This window comes from Coleofasciculus sp. E2-BRE-01, from assembly GCF_040221695.1.
Lineage (GTDB): Bacteria > Cyanobacteriota > Cyanobacteriia > Cyanobacteriales > Coleofasciculaceae > Coleofasciculus.
The window spans coordinates 1-20,685 of the sequence record NZ_JAVKEA010000050.1 but is presented as its reverse complement, the minus strand read 5'-3'; the positions used below and the strand labels follow the sequence as shown (position 1 = coordinate 20,685).

Annotated in this window: 16 protein-coding genes; 6 read left to right on the top strand and 10 right to left on the bottom strand. The window is 45.9% G+C overall.

What is annotated here, in order from left to right; genetic code table 11:
* Position 1 precedes the first annotated feature (1 nt).
* The 3 genes from RIG66_RS05615 (at position 2) to RIG66_RS05605 (ending at position 5,550) form a co-directional block, all read left to right on the top strand.
* Positions 2 to 589 (top strand): DUF6272 family protein, encoded by a 588-nt coding sequence (locus RIG66_RS05615; protein WP_446376006.1) that lies wholly within the window; start codon positions 2 to 4, stop codon positions 587 to 589.
* A gap of 29 nt (positions 590 to 618) precedes the next feature.
* Positions 619 to 963 carry a slr1659 superfamily regulator gene (locus RIG66_RS05610; protein ID WP_446376004.1) on the top strand — a complete coding sequence of 115 codons (345 nt, stop codon included), beginning with the start codon at positions 619 to 621 and terminating at the stop codon, positions 961 to 963.
* Between the two features lie 444 nt (positions 964 to 1,407).
* Positions 1,408 to 5,550, top strand: coding sequence for a transporter substrate-binding protein (locus RIG66_RS05605; protein ID WP_446376002.1), 4,143 nt, complete (start codon positions 1,408 to 1,410; stop codon positions 5,548 to 5,550).
* Positions 5,551 to 5,656: 106 nt separating this feature from the next.
* Here RIG66_RS05605 and chlG read toward each other — a convergent pair whose 3' ends face one another.
* From chlG to hetZ, 10 genes are all read right to left on the bottom strand, one after another.
* Positions 5,657 to 6,637 (bottom strand): chlorophyll synthase ChlG, encoded by a 981-nt coding sequence (gene chlG / locus RIG66_RS05600; protein WP_446376000.1) that lies wholly within the window; start codon positions 6,635 to 6,637, stop codon positions 5,657 to 5,659.
* Between the two features lie 317 nt (positions 6,638 to 6,954).
* Positions 6,955 to 8,055 carry a Get3/ArsA fold putative tail anchor-mediating ATPase NosAFP gene (locus tag RIG66_RS05595; protein ID WP_446375998.1) on the bottom strand — a complete coding sequence of 367 codons (1,101 nt, stop codon included), beginning with the start codon at positions 8,053 to 8,055 and terminating at the stop codon, positions 6,955 to 6,957.
* Positions 8,056 to 8,087: 32 nt separating this feature from the next.
* Entirely contained in the window at positions 8,088 to 8,282 is a 195-nt protein-coding gene (petP, locus tag RIG66_RS05590) for a cytochrome b6f subunit PetP (RefSeq protein ID WP_006103502.1), read from the bottom strand.
* A gap of 152 nt (positions 8,283 to 8,434) precedes the next feature.
* The gene (argH, locus tag RIG66_RS05585) at positions 8,435 to 9,823 is read right to left on the bottom strand and encodes an argininosuccinate lyase (RefSeq protein WP_446375996.1); all 1,389 of its coding nucleotides are present in this window, start codon (positions 9,821 to 9,823) and stop codon (positions 8,435 to 8,437) included.
* Positions 9,824 to 9,867: 44 nt separating this feature from the next.
* Complete coding sequence (locus RIG66_RS05580; protein WP_446375994.1) at positions 9,868 to 10,107, bottom strand: hypothetical protein; 240 nt, start codon at positions 10,105 to 10,107, stop codon at positions 9,868 to 9,870.
* 23 nt (positions 10,108 to 10,130) lie between these two features.
* Entirely contained in the window at positions 10,131 to 11,588 is a 1,458-nt protein-coding gene (locus RIG66_RS05575; RefSeq protein ID WP_446375992.1) for a GAF domain-containing SpoIIE family protein phosphatase, read from the bottom strand.
* A gap of 922 nt (positions 11,589 to 12,510) precedes the next feature.
* On the bottom strand, positions 12,511 to 12,819 hold the full coding sequence (locus RIG66_RS05570) for a P-II family nitrogen regulator (protein ID WP_446375990.1): 309 nt from the start codon (positions 12,817 to 12,819) through the stop codon (positions 12,511 to 12,513).
* A gap of 88 nt (positions 12,820 to 12,907) precedes the next feature.
* The gene (locus RIG66_RS05565) at positions 12,908 to 15,223 is read right to left on the bottom strand and encodes a transglutaminase TgpA family protein (RefSeq protein WP_446375986.1); all 2,316 of its coding nucleotides are present in this window, start codon (positions 15,221 to 15,223) and stop codon (positions 12,908 to 12,910) included.
* Positions 15,224 to 15,353: 130 nt separating this feature from the next.
* Positions 15,354 to 16,469, bottom strand: a complete 1,116-nt coding sequence (locus RIG66_RS05560) for a hypothetical protein (RefSeq protein WP_446375984.1) — start codon at positions 16,467 to 16,469, stop codon at positions 15,354 to 15,356.
* Positions 16,462 to 17,625 carry a heterocyst differentiation protein HetZ gene (gene hetZ / locus RIG66_RS05555; RefSeq protein WP_446375982.1) on the bottom strand — a complete coding sequence of 388 codons (1,164 nt, stop codon included), beginning with the start codon at positions 17,623 to 17,625 and terminating at the stop codon, positions 16,462 to 16,464. The genes RIG66_RS05560 and hetZ overlap by 8 nt, the downstream gene beginning before the upstream one ends.
* 112 nt (positions 17,626 to 17,737) lie before the next feature.
* Between hetZ and RIG66_RS05550 the strand changes: the two genes are divergently transcribed.
* The 3 genes from RIG66_RS05550 to RIG66_RS05540 all read left to right on the top strand — a co-directional run bounded on the left by RIG66_RS05550 (position 17,738) and on the right by RIG66_RS05540 (position 20,342).
* Positions 17,738 to 18,223, top strand: coding sequence for a hypothetical protein (locus RIG66_RS05550; RefSeq protein ID WP_446375980.1), 486 nt, complete (start codon positions 17,738 to 17,740; stop codon positions 18,221 to 18,223).
* A gap of 223 nt (positions 18,224 to 18,446) precedes the next feature.
* Positions 18,447 to 19,733, top strand: coding sequence for a WD40 repeat domain-containing protein (locus tag RIG66_RS05545; RefSeq protein WP_446375978.1), 1,287 nt, complete (start codon positions 18,447 to 18,449; stop codon positions 19,731 to 19,733).
* 390 nt (positions 19,734 to 20,123) lie between these two features.
* On the top strand, positions 20,124 to 20,342 hold the full coding sequence (locus RIG66_RS05540) for a hypothetical protein (protein ID WP_446375976.1): 219 nt from the start codon (positions 20,124 to 20,126) through the stop codon (positions 20,340 to 20,342).
* Positions 20,343 to 20,685: the final 343 nt, after the last annotated feature.

The window sequence follows — 20,685 nt, the reverse complement described above, 5'->3', positions numbered from 1 at the left end:
TATGAATCAGAATCAGATATTGGGAAACTTCAGAGACGATATACTTGCCGATTACAAGCTGTTTACGCTGGAATTGTATGTTCACGCGATTTCCCGCGTCCGCCGCAAGCAAACTCGCTACTTGTCTGTGGCGTTCATGACAGACTATATCGCCAATCTCTTTCCTACTCATGAGGATGATATCCACACGTTTGAACGACAACTGAAAATCAAGAGTGCTGCAACTTATATCACCAATGAGTTATTAGAAAATTGCGTCAAATTTCATGATAATCGGTTAAAACATCCAATAAAAATAAGTAGCTGTTTACAGGAAAATAATTTAGTATTAATTGCTATAAATTGCGTTGATCACGCACGCTTGGACAAGCTGAAGGCATTCGTTGATGAACTGCTCAGATCAGATGTTAATGAATTTTATTTTCGTCAATTAGAAAAAGGTGCTGAAGAGAATAGTGAGCAATCTCAGTTGGGTTTTCTCAGCATGACTAATGATTATAGTGCTAAGTTGGGATGGAAAATTGAAACCATTAACCAAAACTCTGAATTGAAAACAGTTACAACGATGGTACAGCTAACGACTAATTAAGTTATCAGGACTAGGATGGAGTATATCGAATGAACATTCAGACCGAAGACTACACGGTATGGTATGAACCAACAACGGCAACTGTGAACTTCAAGGGTTTGTTGCGGGAAAGTTTAATTAATGATTATAAACCCATCGAGGGATTACTAGATCAGGTTATGGTTCAAGAACTTCCCCTAATTACGATGAACCTACAGCAGCTCGAATTTCTCAACAGTTCGGGTATGAGTGTTTTGTCTCGATTTGTGATTCGTGTACGCAAACAAAAAACGACTCAGCTAAGGGTTAAAGGTTCAACACAAATGCCCTGGCAAGAAAAGCTTTTAAGTAACTGGCAACGGTTGATGCCCAATTTAAAAGTGGAGTGGGAGTAGTGCAAGAAGGCAGAAGGCAGGAAGAAAGCAGGAAGGTGACAAGGTGGAAGGAAATAATAACGGTTTAGACAAACATAATCTTACCAAGTGAATTAGATCTGAACTCAATATATCTGAATTTACCTGAAATACCTCTCAAACACCTAAAATATTTACCCTCAATTTTCCTGAACTAATTACGTTGAACTAAACTACAATATTATTAGGACAATCTGAGTAGTGATTGATAGTCCTGAATTAGGGAGTACCATAATTAAAATTTATCAGTTTGACTAAGAGATTTGGCTGCTGGTTTAATAAAAATAGGACTTGGATTTTTCCCTGTATTTTTCTGTGAACCAAATTTAATTTGGCAAAAACTCCTGGTTGCCACTCAATTGCCTTGAAAAGGACTATCTATGGATTCCTCATACACTCTGTATAAAATAACCGTAGGCTTTGATCATGTTGCCTTTAAACCAACCATCTTCTGCATCGGGAGTGCGAGTTGGTATCTTGCATTCCCAAACTGGCACAATGGCTTTGAGTGAGAGACCATTAATTGATGCAGCACTGATGGCGATCGCACAAATCAATCAAGCTGGAGGCGTGTTGGGTGAACCGATTGAGCCGCTTGTGGTTGACGGTGCGTCTGATCCGGCAGAATTTGCCCGCCAAGCTCAACAACTGATTCAATTTGAGGGCGTAACTACCATTTTTGGCTGTTGGACATCGGCTACTCGTAAAGCGGTTAAACCCATAGTTGAGACATTGAATGCTCTCCTCTGGTATCCAGTACAGTATGAAGGATTAGAACAGTCTCCTAACATCTTTTATACGGGCGCTTGTCCCAATCAACAAGTGGAACCCGCCGTCAGTTGGTTACTATCTCACAAAGGAAAACGATTCTATCTGCTGGGTTCCGATTATGTTTTTCCCCGTACTTTAAATAAGATTATCACCTGTCAACTCAAGCAACAGGGTGGGGAAGTTGTTGGGGAAGACTATGTTGATTTGGCAGAGACAGATTTTAGTGGCGCGATCGCACGCATTCAGCAAACCCAGCCGGATGTTGTTTTCAATACCCTTAATGGACAAGGAAATCAATTTTTCTATCGTCAATACCGAGATGCTGGGATAACTGCTGAGGACATTCCGATTCTGGCGGTAAGTGTCGCAGAAGTGGAACTGCAAACGATGGAGGATGCGGCGGTTGGACATTATGCCAGTTGGAGTTATTTCCAGAGTTTAAACACACCAGAAAATAATCGGTTTGTGCAGGAATTCCAGGCGCGATATGGCACAAATCGAGTTACGTCTGATCCAATTGAAGCGGCTTATAGTCAAGTTTTTCTGTGGAAATTAGCCGTCGAATCTGCCCAATCCTTTACCGTTGATCAGGTGCGGTTGGCAGCATACAATCAAAGTTTTACCGCACCGGGGGGACTGATTCAAATTCAACCCAATCATCATGTTGGCAAACATTCCTATATTGGACAAGTTTTACCCGGTGGACAATTTCAGGTGATCCACAGGAGTCAAACACCGATTAAACCGCTTCCTTGGTTAGGAGTTGAAGAACTTAACTTTAATCAATCAGACTTGGTGATTGAAATGTTATCTCAAGTCAGCCAAGGGATTCAAGAAACCTGGCTGTCGGAGCAAAAATCCCGCCAACTTGAAGCCTTGACGCAAAAATTACAGCAAGCCGAACAAGCCTTACGGGAAAGTGCGATCGCGCTGCGTAATCATAACCGGGTATTAACTCAATTAGCCAAAAGTCCCGCTATCCATCAAGGCGATTTAAACGCCGCTTTCGCTGAAATTACTCAAGCTGGTGTACAAAGTCTGGGCGTTGACCGCACGGGGATTTGGTTATTCGATAAAACCGGAAGCAAACTCCAATGTCTTGACCTATTTGACAAGAATCACAACCAACACAGCCAAGGGATTGAACTCGCTGTGGCGGACTATCCGACCTATTTTAATGCCTTACAACACGACCAACTGATTGCCGCCGATTATGCCCAAACTGACCCCAAAACCCAAGAATTATCGGCGTCTTATTTGATTCCCTGTAACATCACCTCGGTTCTGGATGTGCCAATTCAAATCCGAGGAGAAATCGCCGGAGTTGTCTGTTTAGGGAAAGTGAAAATCATTCGCCATTGGACAGCAGAAGACCAGAATTTTGCCCGATCATTGGCTGATTTAGTGTCTTTGGCAATGGAAGCGCGAGAACACAAACAAACGGAGTTTGATTTAGCGGAAAGCCAACGCAGTCTGGCAACGTTAATGAGTAATATACCCGGTATTGCTTACCGTTGTCTGAATGACTCAGACTGGACGATGCTTTTTATCAGTGAAGGCTGCTATGATCTCACGGGTTATCCGGTTGAAGCCTTCACCCAGAAAAAAATACTCACCTACAATCAACTAATTTATCCTGATGACCAAAACTCTGTATTTGATCAGGTACAAGCGGCTCTAGACAATAACTATTCTTACCAACTCACTTATCGAATTATCACCGCAACTGGTGAATTAAAGTGGGTTTGTGAACAAGGTCAGGGGATTTTTTACCCCGATGGTAGGGTATTTTATCTAGAAGGTTTAATTACGGATATTACGGCTCAAAAACAAACCGAAGCCGCGTTACGCCAAAGTGAAGAACGTTGGCAATTAGTGCTAAATAGTACTCAGGATGGCATCTTTGAGTGGAATATCGCCACTGGAAAAGTATTTGCTTCCCCTCACTTGGGAGGGATGCTAGGTTACACCGATCCAACCGTACTGGAAAGCTTTGATCGTTGGCGTAATCTCGTCCATCCAGAAGATATTGATCAAGTTTTAGCCACATTGCAAGACCATTTAACGCAAAAAACTCCCCCCTACAAGTTTGAGTACAGGATGCGCTGCCAAGATGGTAGTTATAAATGGATTTTGGCACGGGGACAAGTGCAATGGAATGAAAACGGACAGCCTGTGCGGGTTGTCGGTTCTCAGCAGGATATCAGCGATCGCAAACAAGCGGAAGAAGAGGTAAAACTCTTATTAAACCTTTCTCAGGCAATTAATGCAGCGCCCGATTTTGATACAGCTTTAGAGGTAGCATTACAGCAGTTATGTGAAATCACGGGTTGGATTTATGGCGAAGCTTGGATTCCTTCTACCGATGAGTCAATTTTAATATCTAGCCGCCGTTGGCATTGTCAACGCCAAGGACTTGATCCGAATTTGTCTGTAGCCATTGAAAGTTTCCGAGAGTATAGTAAATTACTCACGTTTTATCCAGGAGAAGAGATTCCGGGACAGGTTTGGTTAACTCAACACTCTCAATGGATCAGCGATTTAAGTCAGATTGATGATGTTTTGCTGCGATTGGAATCAGCCACAGCCTGTGGTTTTAAAGTGGGCTTTGGCGTACCAATTATTGCCAATGTTAAGCCAGATCAACCGACACGCCAAGGCAACAGTTGTTTATTGAGTTCTCCCTCTTCTGTATTAGCAATCCTGGTGTTTTTTACCCATGCAAATGGTTCGGAGGACAAACGGTTAAGTGATTTGGTGAATGGGGTGGCGGCTCAATTAGGAACGGTGCTGCAACAGAAGAAAGTGCAAGCCGAAATGAAAGCTCTCTTTGCGGCAATGACCGATATGGTTACAGTGAGAGATGTTTCGGGACGCTGTCTAAATATGATTCCTACCAAGACGTCAAATGTTTACAAATTACCGGAGGCGATGATCGGCAGGAAACTCGATGAGGATTTGCCACGTCCCCAAGCGGATCTGATTCTCCAGGGAATTCTCCGGGCAATATCAACCCAGGAAACTGTCTCGATTGAATATTCCCTGCCGATTAATGGCAAGGAGATTTGGTTGGCGGAAACGATTTCTCCCTTGTCTACAGAAACGGCTATTTTAGTCGCACGAGATATTAGCGATCGCAAGCAAGCAGAAGCTGCCCTTTATGTCGAGAAACAAAAGTCAGAACAGTTATTACTAAATATTTTACCTCAGCCGATTGTTGAGCAGCTTAGAAATAATCCTGATGTTATTGCTGAACAGTTTAATGATGTGACCATTTTGTTTGCGGATTTAGTGGGATTTACTCCCCTAGCGGCACGGTTAAAACCGATTGAGTTAGTTAAGTTACTCAATCAGATTTTTTCCCGGTTTGATCAGTTGGTCGATCAATTAGGATTAGAGAAGATAAAAACTATTGGTGATGCCTATATGGTAGCGGCTGGTTTACCGATTCCTCGATCCGATCATGCTGAGGCGATCGCGCAAATGGCACTGGCAATGCAAGCGGCGATGAAACGCTTTCAAGTTGAACTGGGTGAGGACATTAAAATCCGCATTGGGATTAATACAGGCGTTGTGGTGGCTGGGGTGATTGGAACGAAGAAGTTTATCTATGATTTGTGGGGAGATGCGGTGAATATTGCCTCACGCATGGAATCCTCTGGTGAAGCGGGACGGATTCAAGTTACTGAAGCAACATATCAGCAACTTAGGGATAACTATCAGTGGGAAAAACGAGGAGTGATTAATGTTAGGGGGAGAGGCGAAATGGTTACCTATTGGCTTCTGGGTAATCAATAATTGTCTAGTCATGGCGATTGAAATCGCTGCTACACAAACAAATGTGATCTGACTGGCTACTATCAACAACAGAGACGTTCCGCTGGAACGTCTCTACAATTCAATCCTAAATCCCCGCATGACCTAACGCTAACCCTGCAACCAGCATCCCCAGAACCAAAAACGGTTGAGCGCTGGCTTGATATTTCACATCATTTTCCAGGGGCGATCGCAGAAAATACATATCCTGAAATGTAATCTGAGGCACAATTAACAGCAGCAGGATTGCCGCATAGAGATTTTGATGAATGCTAATCAAATACCAGGCAATCCCGGCTTGAAAAATATCAATCATCAGCACACAAATCCAAGCCGCTGTCCCCACGCCAAACATCACCGGAATAGACTTCAGCCCCAATTGGCGATCGCCTTCCACACTCTTAAAGTCATTCACCACAGCAATGCCTAAACCTGCCAGACTATAAAACAGAGTAAGAATTACAATCGTCCAATTCAGATCCCCAAATAAAGCATGACCCGCCCACCAGGGAAGGGCAATATAACTCGCACCGAGGGCATAGTTTCCCAGCCAACCATTCTTTTTCAACTTCAATGGCGGCGCTGAGTAAATATAGGCAAGAAATGCCCCAAAAAGGGTTAAACAGGTTAACGTGGGAAACTCATGACCCACCCATTGATCTAACCCATACGCCACACCGATACCCGCCAGCAATAGCAAGACAATCTGAGTCACCACTTGAGGAACCGAAATTGCTCCAGAGGGAATCGGGCGGTAAGGTTCATTAATCGCATCTAATTCGCGATCATAAAAGTCATTCAGGGTTTGGGTATACCCCGCCATCAACGGACCCGATAGTAACATACACGTCACCGCTCTCAGGATATCTTCTGGTGTCCAGGTATATCCACCGCCCGACGCCGCGCCACAGACAACCCCCCAGATTAAGGGAATCCAGGTAATCGGTTTCATTAACTGGAGACGAATTTTCCAGATAGATTTTTCACCCGGGGCGGCACCTTTCATGCCTAGAAGTTGGCGAGTTTTTCCTGTTTTATCGGTTTGTTCGGTTGAGGGAGAGTTAGACATTTTAGTATTAAGTGTTGAGTGTGTAGGGGCGGGTTTTACCAATAACGCTCCGGATCAAACCACTAACTTAACTAAACCCGCCCCGACTTAACCTTCGCTTGGCTCAAGAGAACCTGTTTTGTAGGGGCTGATTTAGGGAATTTCGCGTATTTGCGTATTTAATGATAACGTTACCTCAAAACCCGCCCTAACCGATAAGTAGAGGCAGGTTTCACTATTATCGTTTGAAATGGTGCGTTACGCTCCGCTAACGCACCCTACACCCACCCCGACGAATGACATAAGACGAATGACGAATGACGAATGACATAAGACAATCAGAACGAAATGATTAAATGCTGATCTTGGAACTTCGCCCCTTTCACCGCTTGACCGCTTAATTGGGGCGGAAGCCAAATATTACGCCGCTGATCGCCCGCTTCAATTGTCACCTCTGGACCATATTGGGTGAGTTTCACCTGCTTTTTGTCGAAGCCCGGTAAAAATAAACTGACTTGACGATTTGCCACATCTATGCTGATCGCCTTGGGCGCTTGCATCGCTTGTTTAAAATCAGGTAAGGCATCCATCAACGGTTGCCAATCAGCCACCTGAGATAACTGGGGCAAAGCGCTAACCGTTAACGGGGCAAAATCAGCCGCTAACGTATCCGTTGCTGGAATTTGGTTCAACAGAACCCCCCCCACCGTCAGATTGACCTGCTGGGCGCTCCCCCAGAAATACTTAGCCGTCGCTAAAGCCGCCGTATCTCCGGTTGTCACCAAATACGCCGCCACCCGATTCGGATCAGCCACAGCGGTTTTACCCTGTTCCAGCATTTGGCTAGTTTGCTGAGTCGGTTTATTGGCAAAATCGTCGGGTGTCCAGGTCACATTAAGAATGGCACTGGTAACCGGTTGGATAAATGGGGAAATCGCCTTACCCAGATCCGACTCCGTAAAGATTTGGCGAAAGCGGCGAAAATACCAACTGAGAATTTCCGGCATCCCCAGCATCCTCAATGTGGCTTGATCGCCGCTGCCATCATAGATGATCACATCATACTCACCACTGGCGTCATATTCGCGAATCGCATTCAGGGCTAAAGCACTATCCATCCCCGGTAAAATGCCCAATTCTTGACCATAGACATTTTTCAGGGTTGGCGATCGCAAATACTCTGCCTCTAGCTTTTTCACCTCGTCCCAACTCCGTTCCAGGAGGAGGGTAGACTGAAGCTGAACCGCTTTCAGATTCGGTTCCACCTCCGTCGGATCAGCCCTAGGAAATGTTCCCAGTAACAGTCCAAACGCCGGGGTGGGATCTTGCCCGACCAAAAGGACACGCTGACCAAGATTTGCGAACTTTTTAGCCGCCGCGATCGCAATTGTGGTGCGACCGGTGCCGCCTTTGCCTAAAAAGGTGAGAATAAAAGCCATAATTTTGCTGGACGCTGCTGGGGAAGTCGTCACTAACTGACGGGTTTGAGTTCATCTTCAAAAAACCAGGTTGCCGTGCTGTCGTCAAATTCGACGATCGCACCGACACCGCTGCCATCTGTCATTTTAAAGTCTTTGACGATGCCAACTTTCCCTAGTTTATTCACGATATCGCCCGACACCCGGTCTCTGAGACGACAAACTTGAACTTTTTGACCAATCTCCATTATTGCTGCTAGTACTTTTAATAGGATGAACCATTCCAAAGTGTACCGGAATCTGGGAAGTTTTGACCCGATTACAAGCTTCGAGGAGATAGTTTTGAACATATAGGGGTTCGTAGTCGGCACTTTAGTGCCATCTAGCGCTAAAGCGCTTACTACAAACCTACCATCCGCTCCTGGGCTTGAGCCAAGGCGCGTCGTACCTGCTCAAATCCTGTTCCCCCGTAACTGTTGCGGGCAGAAACCACCTGAGTCGGTGCGATCGCGTCATAAATATCCTCCTCAAAGGCAGGATGGATTTCTTTCCACTCTGGCACCGTTAAGTCTTTGAGCAGTTTACCCGCCCCTAGACAGGTTCTCACCACTTTACCCACCAAGTTATAGGCTTCTCGGAAGGGAACCCCTTTACTTGCCAAATAATCCGCCACATCGGTAGCGTTGGAGAAATCTTCCGCCACGGCTGAGGCGAGACGCGGAGGACAAAACTCTAGCCCCTCCCGCAACAGAATTGTCATCGCTTCCAGACATCCTTTAACCGTTTTCACACTGTCAAATAATGCCTCTTTATCCTCCTGCAAATCCTTGTTATACGCCAAAGGCAATCCTTTCATCAGCACCAACATGGCTTGCAGATGCCCAAACACCCGCCCCGTTTTGCCCCGTACCAGTTCCGGCACATCCGGGTTTTTCTTTTGCGGCATAATACTCGAACCTGTCGAGCAATTATCCTTGAGGGTAACAAAGCCAAATTCCTGAGACGCCCAGAGAATAATTTCCTCCGACAGTCGGCTCAAGTGAACCATAATCAGACTCGCCGCCGTCAAAAATTCAATGGCAAAGTCGCGATCGCTCACCCCATCTAAACTATTACGATAAACATCACCAAAGTCGAGCAGGGAGGCGCTGTAGTGCCGATCAATGGGGAATGTCGTCCCCGCTAGCGCCCCACACCCTAAAGGAGAAATATTCACCCGCTGGTAAATTTCCCCCAATCGTTGCCAATCCCGTTGCACCATTTCCCAATACGCCAGCAAATGATGGGCTAAACTCAACGGCTGGGCGCGTTGGAGATGGGTGTAGCCAGGGATGAGGGTTTCGACATGGGATTCAGCCAGAGTCAGCAAAACCCCTTGCATCTGTCGTAACTGAGTCCGAATTTGGCTAATTTGATCCCGCAAATAGAGTCGCGTATCTGTACCCACTTGGTCATTTCGCGATCGCGCTGTGTGCAGTTTTTTCCCCACATCCCCTACAAGTTCCGTGAGGCGTCGTTCTACGGCAAAATGAACGTCCTCGGCGTCAATACCGGGGTTAAATTTTCCCTGGCGGTATTCTGAACGAATTTGTTCTAACCCGTTCACCAGTTGATCTGCTTCAGCGGCTGAAATAATGCCAGTGTGTGCCAGCATCTTCGCATGAGCCACTGAACCCGTCAGATCATACTCAATCAGCTCGATATCAAACCCAATACTGGCATTGAATTGTGCGATCGCCGGATGTAGTGCCGATTCAAATCGCTGACTCCACGTTGTTTGTTCCGTCACAATACCGATTCACCAATGACAAAGGACAAATGACAAAGGACAAATCACCCAAACGAACTCATCCCCCGAAAAATATAACCGATAACTAAACCAATCAAAAATGCCCAGACTTGACCCGATTCAATGAAATTATTAAACGCCTGTTGAATTTGACCCAAAATATCCGGCTCTTCAAATTGCTGGGCTAACACCAGTCCATCAGTTAGCCATGGACTCACCAGGTCAATCAGGGGATGAAGACCAGTGACAACAGACGATAGAACTTGCACTTCCATAACAGCCATGGTGATGATTGCCTTTAAATAGGTTACTCGGAAGATTTTACCTGCAACACGACCAAGGTCATATCATCTCCGTTACGGTTTTTCCCGCCCATAAACTCTCCCACCCGCTCAAATAGGTAATCTAGGATGGGTTGGGAGCCTTGGCGATGTTCGCACGCCCACCGAAAGGCTTCAATCAGATTTTCCTCATCAAAGCGATCACCGTGTTGATTGGCGACATCAGTAAATCCATCCGTGTAATAGATAATCGTGTCTCCTACATCGAGTTGGATTTGATCATCTTCATATTGAGAATCTGCCTCTAAGCCAATCAACATCCCATCGGTATCCAGACGTTGGATGGAATGGGTGGACGCTTTCCATAAGAAAGGGGGGTTATGGGCAGCATTGCTATAGGACAAAATCCGGGTTTGAGGATCGTACTCCGAATAAAACAGGGTGACAAATCGATTGGAATTTTCCAAATCCGCATACATCACTCGATTCAAATGTTCCAGGATGCGGGCAGGGGTATGACGGTTGAGGACTTCTGCTCGCAACATACCCCGCGTCATTGTCATAATCAAGCCCGCTGGTACACCTTTGCCCATGACATCACCAATAACCACGCTCCAAGGTACAGAGGCTTTGTGATCATCAATATGTTTATTGTCACAAGGCGGGATCGGACGAAGCTGATCATAATTGGTGGGAATAAAATCATAATAATCCCCACCGACTCGACTTGCCGTCTGACACCGAGCCGCCAGTTCAATTCCTTTAATCGAGGGACATTGACGGGGGAGGAGGCGTAATTGGATTTCCGCGCCAATTTCTAACTCTCGATCTAAGCGTTCTTTTTTGCGAAGTTCTACAGTCAGTTCATCATTCGCGATCGCGACGGCTGTTTGATCGGCTACCAAACGAACTAGCTTCTGTCGAGTTGGCGTCCAGCTATAATTCAGGTCATCAGTAAACACATATAAACGTCCTCGTTCGACATTTTTAATTAAAATCGGTGTGCCAAATAACTGAATATCTGTGTCTAAATAGCGATTGACCTGATCGTCAAATGATGACCAAATGGCGTCCAACTGTTCTGGACTCATTACCGATTTTCCATCCTCATTGCCTTGAGCCGTGATCGTCTGAGTTGCCCGTTCAAGTGCTGGGCGCAAGGTTTGACACTCTTGATTATCTTGGCAATGCACCTGTTCTAGCCGGAGTTTACCATTTGGTTTTAACAAAACCAATGCGCCTCCCTCCGTATCGGTTACCCGTGCTGACATCAAGGGAATTAATTCTAAAAATTGATTCAAATTGTTGAAGCTGCGTAGGGCAAATCCCAGTGAGCTTAACAAATCTTGGATTTTATGTTGTTCTCGGTGTAGGCAAGCCACAAGTTCTTTCAGGGCGGAAACGGGTGTTCTGTCAGAAGCCGCGATATAGGGTGTGCCATTCGCTGAATTAGGGGGTTGGCTGGGGAAGGGGCGTGCTGTCATTACATCAGGGTTTGGGAGCATCACTTTTTACTAAAGATATAGTCCAATCGGAGGTAGTCTCTACACTTATGGTCTTCAAGTAGCTATTGAAACACTTTTGACCATCCATGCTTCCATAAGTAAGTTGCAAACGTCCGGACAGCCTTCTTGCAGGCATGAATAGGACAATATAAAAAGCGTGGGAAAATCCCGATGACATCCTATCTTAACGCTGTTGGTCTTTGGCGCTGTACTGAAGTCTGTTCCGGTTATTGTATAAGTATTTGACTGATTTTAGGTGTCAATCATAGCGCCAATTGAGTATTCTGCCAACGTCTATCTGGGGGATTAGTTAAACTCTGTCTTGTTTTTGGTCTTCAATCAAGCCTCCAAAATCACGATTAGCTCTTCAGGAATCCCCCATTTTTTCTATCGATTGGAAAATAAAAGGTACATTTACCCTTTTCTTCGACCAGGATAATAAGTAGATGGACACAATAAAAGCTAACGGTGGGGATCGTCATTCGTCATTCGTCATTCGTCATTCGTCATTCGTCATTTGTAAGGGTTTAAGGCTTGTCAACATAATTTAATATAGTTGAGTTTATTTCCACCAACCTACTTAGAGCAACCGCTGATACCGGACAAAACCCATAAGAATTTAGTAGAGACGTTCCGACTGAACCTCTCTAGAACGTCTCTACTACAGTTTGCTTGTTCTAAGTTATAGCACTATGCACTAAGGTTAGGACATAAAAGGAAAATTCAAATCACTTTGACCCTGAGCGAAGTCGAAGGGTCAATCCCTTGTCAGGTAAGCTTTTGTCTTCACTATTGCCTATGCTATGACACACCGAGCGTGTTACCGAGCGAAGTCGAGGTAAGCCGAGGTGTTGCCTATTGCCTATTCCCTGGCGCGTAGCGCTATATGTGTCCACTGCTCTTAATTATTCAACACTTCTACATCATGACGGAAGGCAATTAAGGCATGACTATTCTCCATTTCGGCTAAGCTTTGGAAAATATCGTCAGAGACTTCTGCGGAGACAACGCTTTTCATCTCAATATTGGTGTTATACCCAACAATATCTCCCATGCGCCTGCCATGACCCCCTTCACCGAGGACATCGTTGATGGTATATCCCGTTACCCCTTTGCTTTTGAGCAGTTTGATTAAACGATCTTTGAGTACGGATTCACTGATAATCGTGATTAAGACAGCGGGTTTGACGGGAATGGCTTCAGTAGACATAAGAAACTCCTAAAATATTTGTTTAGGGAAAGATAACAGGCAAAGAATAACTCAATTCCTGTACCAATTCGAGATTTTCCGGAAAAGTTCACCGTCTCAGACTTCTGTTTGGCAATCGGGCAGTCGTTTTGATCCACTGCCGCAGTCGCTGTCGCAGCTCATCGATATTCGGCGTTTGTTTACCATAACGCCAGCGTACATAAGCTTGAGAAATGTCATCAATCACGGTAGCTGATTCAGAGGATTGCTGCTGACGCATGACCTTAGCATATTCTAACGGCGTCTGGGCGGGGTGCTTAATATATCCTCTCGCCCCCAAAACCTTTAACATTTGCTGATAAAGCCGTTCCATTGGTGGTAACTTCCCTAACCAGCGACGGTAACGCCAGGTTTGCCACTGTACCCAGCTTAACCAACCGACGAACCCCAGCGCGATCGCGAAAATTAATCCGCCAAACAATCCCATCCAACTACTTGAGAATATCACCCACAGTCGCACGATTAGCCGCAGCAGCGAACCCACAACCAGATTCCACAATTCCCCGATAAAATTGCTGACGGGTGAGGGAAGCCATCCAGCAACCCACTGCCAAAACTGACGCAGCACGCTAAAGGTTGCCGTGTCTTCCACACTTTGGGGAACTATTTCATGTCCGGGAATGGGGTCAAAGGCAAACCAGCCATAGTTTGGGAAATAGACCTCAGTCATGGCGTAAGCATCGGTATTTTTGACCACATATAAGCCCGTGAAGGGATTAAACTGACCGGTATCAAATCCTACGACTAACCGCGCCGGAATCCCAATTGAACGCAGCATGATGGTTAAGGTGGTGGAAAAGTGATCCGGATAACCACCTTCATGTTTAAATAGAAACGCTTCAACTAAATCCTCATCTTCTTGTAAATAGGGAAGTCCAAAGGGATTATCGGGAATTCGATACCGTTGTTTCAGGGCTTGAGCTAAATACAGCGCCTTCTCGTAGGTGGAGGTGAGGGGTTTGGGGGAGGTGGCTAAAAGTTGTTCGGTTTTTTCACGCACCTTATCCGCGATGTCTGGCGGAACATCAAGATAGTATTTTTGAATATTGTCGGGATAAGTTTCCGGGGCTTGTTGGAGTCGGGTGCGATCGCGCACGGGTACTTCTGAGATTACCGTATACGTCAATCCTTCCAGTAACCCTAGAGGCGATCGCAAACTGCCTTCTGTATCAATTGCCACTTCCCTGGTGGGAAAATAGAGTCGCTTAGGATAACTTAGAGCCGGAATAATATTCGGCAGTTCCGATACGGCGGTATAACTTTGAATCACCGTTTTCGTCCGACCCAAATTAAAGCTAGTCGGATAGAGTTGGAATCGATAAGACCAAGGCGGACGAGTCACCTCTAGTACCTGATCTTCGCGAGACAATTCCCATCCTTGACCTGTATACTGGTCAAACGCCTGCACCCGCCAAAATCCGGGGGCTTGGGAACGCACCCGCAAGACGACTTTTGGCTTTAAAGCACCTCGGAGATTCTGGTTAATCTGAGTACCAAAGCCATAGTAAAACGTTTCATCCATTTCACCCGCACCCCGACTGGGAGAGGTTCCTTCACCACCAGAACCCTCCCCTTCACCCTGATATCCGGGATTATTAACGCCCCGATTATTCCCCTCAAACGAGCGCTCATCCAAATCCATGGGCGCACTCACCGGAAAGGTTTGCAGTTGATAACCGGGAAACCGAGGCATTAGGGCAAAAATCCCTAAACCCAGGGCGATAACAATTAACAAAAAAATACTTAACCGTCGTAGTGACAGCGGCGAAGAACGTTTAGCTTTTTTCCTAGACGTTTTCCGTTTTGGTGATAAACCGATGCGGGATTGGTAATCGAGGATTAGTGTGGGTAACGCGATCGCTAAAAATATCAACAGTAGCGGTGCAAACGCTAAGGTTTGGCTCAGGGTTCCTGCTACCCCCAACAAAATCAGCCCGATTACCATCGAATAGCCTAAATCCTTGCGCCGGGGCAAGTCAAAGCTGTGGAGGACTTGTACTTGAATCAATAATTCTGCGAGAACGAGGCGGGTATCATTGAGGCTGGCTAATAAATTATTAAAGAATACCCCCATAGCGATTAGCATCCCAATCGCCAAAAAGAACTTAACCGCAATGTTGCGATGGCGGCGACGATACCAACTCCAGGTTGCTCCCACGATAGAGAGGGGTACAGCCCACACACTCATCTGGGTTTCAGCAGCAATATCGGTGGCGATAATTCCCACAATCACTAGCCCCTGGACTAGGACTCGTAATCCGATCGAGTCTTCGGTTTGAGGCAGTGGCATTGTGCCAAGACGCTGCCATACCTGATTTAGACCAGGTAGACGCCGGATTCGCTGCATCCCTGAAGGGTTCGACATAACAATTGACTCTCTTGTGCGCGAGATGGCTGTTAGGTTAAATTCACGGGTTCAATCTATTGTATCTAAGTCCACAGTCGGGAGTGAGAGAAGCTCCCAAGTCTAACAGCTAGCACTTAACCCTTACCCCTTATATGGTTGGGTAAATCGCAAAAACCAAGGGGTTTTGGTCTGAGTCTTGGAACCGAATTTCCAGGGGATAGGTTTGATTCGGCGGCAAATCAAAGGCTTCAACACTCACATAGCCGGGATAAGTGCGCTCTGATACGGCTGAACCTTCAGGTGTACGCAAGGTCAAACTGCCACTTTCGGGTAGATTGCTGATCACCCGCAGGGTGGGAACACCTTCTTGGATCTGGTACTCTGCCTGGACGGTGATAACGCCGACAGAGGTTTGCCATTGGCGTTCAACCGAAGGCTGGTTGGGTGAAAGGGATACAGTCAACGTGCTAATAATTTCTTTAGCCGCTAACAATGCCAGAATCATTTGTTGCTCTGGAGTTGCCTCGTCATAGGATGGAGATGGAAGTTCCTTGAGCAACAGTTGCAGTTGTTCAGGGTCACGACCCGATCCCGAAGACAACAGTACCATTTGCGCTTGATTATTCAGCAACTGGAATTGGGCGGGGAATAAGTTTTCCACAGCCTTGACCATTTTTCGCCCCAATTGATAGGGGGAATAGACTGACTCCGAACAAGCGTTAAATAGGGTGACTAAAACGTTTTCCGGGATGGGGACAGGTAGCGGTAGGTTCAAGAGTTGGGGTGTCCAGACTTGAACCGATGGAACCCCAGTCGAGGCTACGCTGTCTGAGATATCAGGTTCGTATTCATAGATGTCCGTCTCCCAGGGGAATAAGGGGGGATGACGTTCAATTTCTACTTGCAGTTTGCGCTTAATTAGCGCCTCAAAACGATTTTGCACGATCGGCATATCTCCCAAGTTGTAGGGGCGGGTTGTACCGCCCAGTTCAATGTCCTCACGAGTAGGAATCTCTTCTGAACCCACTCGCGTGTGGTCATTAGCGGTGTCGCCAGTTATAGTGGGTGCAATGTTCACGTCTTCAACATCCAGTGGATCTAACTCATCAAATTGAAAATTTGCTGCTTCTAGCTCATCGATAGGGTCTAACCCGTCGGGTTGCCCATGGACTGATGGTGTAGCAGCAGGAACGGACTCTTGTAGCAGCCAAGCCATTAAGCGGCTGTATAGGGTGTCCGAGTTATTGTTTATGTCACTATTCATCTTCAGATGCACCTGATCCGGATACTGAACGATTGCGAATATCCCAGGCAATTTCCAGCAATTTAAACCATCGCTTGTCAACCTGAGTCACTGTACAACTTAGGGCTTGAGCTATTTCTTGGGTGGAATGACCCTGCTGCTTGTGGTGCAGCAATTCCCGCTGTTGGGGATCAATTTTATTCTGAAATAGCTGCCACTGGTGGGGGGTTAACCCCAGATTTTTCTCTAAATCGGCTTCTAGCCATTGATGAACAAGTTCCCAACGGTGAGAAAGGGCAAACCGAATTAAATGATACTTAAATCGTTGCTGTAAGTAATCCCTCTGACGGGGGGTTAATCCTAATATCTCCTCAATTTCGCTCGTCGGCAAGTCTTGTAGACGCAGGGTGAAGTAGTCGGCACAATCGTGTTGTTGCCGTTCTTCGAGATAGGCGAACAATTCCTCAACAACTTTATCCCGCAGGTTCGCTTCCAGGGGTTCGGGTTCAGACGCCACCATCACCTCTCGCACCTGCTGAATCGCGGCATCGTTCCAGGTATTTTCTGAATCGGGAGTACCCCCTTCGGCGGCGGTATCCATGTCTACCGAGGTTTCTGGGGGTTGCTGTTGAGAAAAGGTTTGCGCCCGCAAGATCAGCAGTTGCTGGGATCGCCGTCCGGGTAAAGGAATACGGCGCTTGGCATACCGTTCGGTAAACGCCATGTACTCCGACAACTCCAACAGCGATCGCGGACGATAATTCTCGTCAATGGATGTCTCACGCCGAAAGGCATTTAAGGATTCGACATAAAATCCCTGTAAGAAATCTTCAATCAGGGTAACGCGGGCTTGATAGCTCGCGGGGGTTTGAGACGGGGTAATATAGCGGTAGACGATCGCACTCAACGTACTCTGAAGGTCGATTCGTCCCCGGTGAGATCCAAGGCGGTAATACTTTAAGACTTGTTTGAGGCGATGGTTGGCTAGGGTCTTTGCCCAGCTTTCAACATCTCCAGACGTCTTAATTCGATGGCTTTCATTACAAATTCGAGTAACTTCATTTGCTAAACGTGCTGCTACATCCCGGCAGTTCTGCTCGGATGCAGTCGTAGACTGCCGGAGTTCGTTAAATAGCAGTTGAAAAATAGCCTCCACGCCCTGGCAGACTTCCCTCATGATGTTCATTCTTTCACAAAGACCCTAACACACATATCAACAACCGTTTTAATCTGGGTTTAGACTCATACATAGCAGTAAGAGGTACTCGACTCAAAAAGAGGATCGCTCGATGGATTTAACCCAACAAATTCAAGCCCTGATTGACAATGCCCCGGCTGACGGGACGACGCCGAAAATGGTTGAGGCGATTGCCCCCGTCCTAACCACGCTTGCCAGTCAGTTACACCACTCGGACTATCATATTCTCCAAACCCTAGATCAAGGTTGGGTGGTAACGACCCTGAGTAATCGTGCCCAGCCTGAGGTCGAAAAAAATGTTGTCTATGCTTTTCCTACACTCAAAGACGCGGCTGATTTTCAATCCAATTGGGACCCTCAAATCATCGCGATGCCCGTGCCAGTCACTCACATTTTGTTCCAGATGTTAGCCCTTAACACGGTAAATAGCACCGTTTTCTTTGATACACCTGGTAATTTAACAGCCGGAACCGAGGTGCGTCGAGAGGATCTGCAACGCTTGGTTCAAACTCAGCTCCAGCATACTCAATCAGCACCTCGGTCATATCCTAGCAACCTCCCCCCAGATATCGCTTAAGATATCGCTTAATTTAAATTAACCTACAGCCGCTAAAATTCTAGAGACTTGAGGGGAGAGCGATCGACAAACCGCCAATTCGGTGCTGGAGGTTTCTCTAACCTTAAGCTTTTGATCAGCTTTGGCGCTGTTATTTCTCCTGAAAACCCTGGCTTTTCTATTGTAAGCGGTTATAGTCGTTATCCAGTGTCAACGCCTGTAATTTATATCACAGAGGATAACCATGTCTGAATGTCCTGTTTGTCAAACCCAATATATCCCAGGTAATGTGCATCGTTGCTCTGTCTGTGGGTGGGATTTGACCCCCTATCCACCTGCCTTGGCGCAGTCTGTACCCTCAGAATTTTGGCAGCAGCAGTCCGTTCAATTAGATTGGGCGAGACAGATGTGGGCGAAATGGTCATTTTCCCAAGGGGTTTGGCAGACGCTTTCTCCCCTGAAAGAACAGTTAGCCCAGATTGAACAACAGCTTCAGCAGGCACAACAGGAACGGCAGGATTTACGGGAGCAACTCCAACAACTGCTGCCGCAACTGGATCAGCCCTTACCCACACTAAACACCGAAAGTCATCAAGAGTCAACACCATTACCTCCCCTAGAGGTCGCCGTTTTAAATTATGAATTAATTGAACATCAATTCACGCTCAATGATTTTTCTGACTCAGTATTATCGGTTGCCATTAGTCCAGACGGCGAAACCTTAGTTAGCGGCGGTTATGACAATATGATTAAAGTGTGGAATCTCCAAACTAGGGAGATCATTCACACACTTGCCGGACATACCGACTCCGTTGTTTCTGTTGCCATTAGTCCTGATGGTAAAACTTTAGTCAGTGGCAGTGCTGATAATACTCTGAAAATGTGGAACTTAAACACTGGCACAGAAATAATGACGGCTGATGAACATTTGGACTCAGTGTTATCGGTAGCGATTAGCCCAAATCGTAAAACCGTAGCCAGTGCCAGTTCTGACGGTACCATTAAGCTGTGGGATTTGATCACAGGCTATGAGATCCGCACCTTATTTGGTCATACAGACGCCGTATTGTCAGTGGCGATTAGCCCTGATGGACAGAATTTAGTCAGTGGCAGTTCTGATGATACGATTAAAGTTTGGAATCTGAAAACGGGGAAAGAAATCCGCACCTTAACTGGGCATAGAAGTTCAGTTTTGTCGGTGGCAATTAATCCCGATGGACAAACAGTCGTGAGTGGGGGATATGACGATACGATTAGAGTGTGGAATCTGAAGACCGGAGAAGAAATCCACACAATTACAGGTCATGAAGATTCCGTCTTATCGGTTGCCGTCAGTCCAGCGGGACAAATGTTAGTTAGTGGCAGTTCTGATAATACCGTTAAGGTTTGGCATCTGAAAACAGGCGAAGAAATCCACACTTTAAGGGGTCATTCTAGCTCGGTTATTTCCGTGGCGTTGAGCCGAGATGGTAAAACAATCGCCAGTTGCAGTTCTGATAAAACGATCAAGGTTTGGCACGTTTTGAGCTGATGTCTTATGTCTTATGTCTTATGTCTTATGTCATTTGTAAGAGGCTAAATTTACCTAACGTAATATCGTTCAGTTTATTCTCACTATGACTAGATAAGCGTTTTAGTCCATTTTAATGGACTTAAGCTATTAGCCCGGAGTTTGAACTCCGGGCGGATGTCGGGACTGGCTGAAAAATCTAAAATTCTCTACAAAATTGATTTAGAAAATCTTATAATTGTTAGAATACTCTAATGATCATCTCCTTCTAACACGCTGACCTGCATCACTTTTGCGGAAGACTTGAATCACATTTCAAGTTGAACGATATCACAGACGTTTCAGTCTATCATCACGGTAGTCTTTGACCAGACTATTTATACTAGTTAATGTCGAGTTCTGACTTGTCCTATGCAAGTCCCCGTTAGACTTTTACCCGGCGCGATCGCCGATTTATTTGCCCAAGTTAGTATGTGTGGGAAAATTACTCTGGCAGACCGATATGGACTCATGGCTGCTTTATTGGAGGATAGTCTTACCGAAGAAGAAAAAAATTCCATCGATAGGTTACTCCATGCAATCTGTCGTGGACGTATGCAGGTCGTCAATGAACTTTCAAAAATTTCGTGATAGTTCTTACTCGCACTTACATTTTCTCACTAAGATACATGTCTTAGAAAATTAAAAATGGTTGCCTCACCAGTGGAGACGTTTCTTAATATTAAGGGACGTCTCTTAATTTAGGGCTTGCTGCATAAAGCCAAAACCGCAAAGCCCATCAATACTTTGAGCTTTATTGACAGAGGGTTTGATTCAATGAAATCGGGTAGTATTCTTTAAACTGAAGTTCCCCCCATCCCGATTGAGGATAGAAGCCTAAACCGTGACTATGTAAGCGTTTGAGCCAATTATCCTTCTCAATTCGTACCCATGTATATTTAAGATTTTCTTAATACTCTTGGGGAAAAATCTG

Excerpts from the sequence above, each read along its gene's own strand:
- RIG66_RS05560 (WP_446375984.1), bottom strand. The coding sequence starts at position 16,469 with ATGAATAGTGACATAAACAATAACTCGGACACCCTATACAGCCGCTTA.
- RIG66_RS05565 (WP_446375986.1), bottom strand. The coding sequence starts at position 15,223 with ATGTCGAACCCTTCAGGGATGCAGCGAATCCGGCGTCTACCTGGTCTA.
- RIG66_RS05545 (WP_446375978.1), top strand. The coding sequence starts at position 18,447 with ATGTCTGAATGTCCTGTTTGTCAAACCCAATATATCCCAGGTAATGTG.
- RIG66_RS05540 (WP_446375976.1), top strand. The coding sequence starts at position 20,124 with ATGCAAGTCCCCGTTAGACTTTTACCCGGCGCGATCGCCGATTTATTT.
- RIG66_RS05580 (WP_446375994.1), bottom strand. The coding sequence starts at position 10,107 with ATGGCTGTTATGGAAGTGCAAGTTCTATCGTCTGTTGTCACTGGTCTT.
- chlG (WP_446376000.1), bottom strand. The coding sequence starts at position 6,637 with ATGTCTAACTCTCCCTCAACCGAACAAACCGATAAAACAGGAAAAACT.
- RIG66_RS05575 (WP_446375992.1), bottom strand. The coding sequence starts at position 11,588 with ATGACAGCACGCCCCTTCCCCAGCCAACCCCCTAATTCAGCGAATGGC.
- RIG66_RS05605 (WP_446376002.1), top strand. The coding sequence starts at position 1,408 with ATGTTGCCTTTAAACCAACCATCTTCTGCATCGGGAGTGCGAGTTGGT.
- RIG66_RS05550 (WP_446375980.1), top strand. The coding sequence starts at position 17,738 with ATGGATTTAACCCAACAAATTCAAGCCCTGATTGACAATGCCCCGGCT.
- hetZ (WP_446375982.1), bottom strand. The coding sequence starts at position 17,625 with ATGAGGGAAGTCTGCCAGGGCGTGGAGGCTATTTTTCAACTGCTATTT.
- RIG66_RS05570 (WP_446375990.1), bottom strand. The coding sequence starts at position 12,819 with ATGTCTACTGAAGCCATTCCCGTCAAACCCGCTGTCTTAATCACGATT.
- petP (WP_006103502.1), bottom strand. The coding sequence starts at position 8,282 with ATGGAGATTGGTCAAAAAGTTCAAGTTTGTCGTCTCAGAGACCGGGTG.
- RIG66_RS05610 (WP_446376004.1), top strand. The coding sequence starts at position 619 with ATGAACATTCAGACCGAAGACTACACGGTATGGTATGAACCAACAACG.
- RIG66_RS05615 (WP_446376006.1), top strand. The coding sequence starts at position 2 with ATGAATCAGAATCAGATATTGGGAAACTTCAGAGACGATATACTTGCC.
- RIG66_RS05595 (WP_446375998.1), bottom strand. The coding sequence starts at position 8,055 with ATGGCTTTTATTCTCACCTTTTTAGGCAAAGGCGGCACCGGTCGCACC.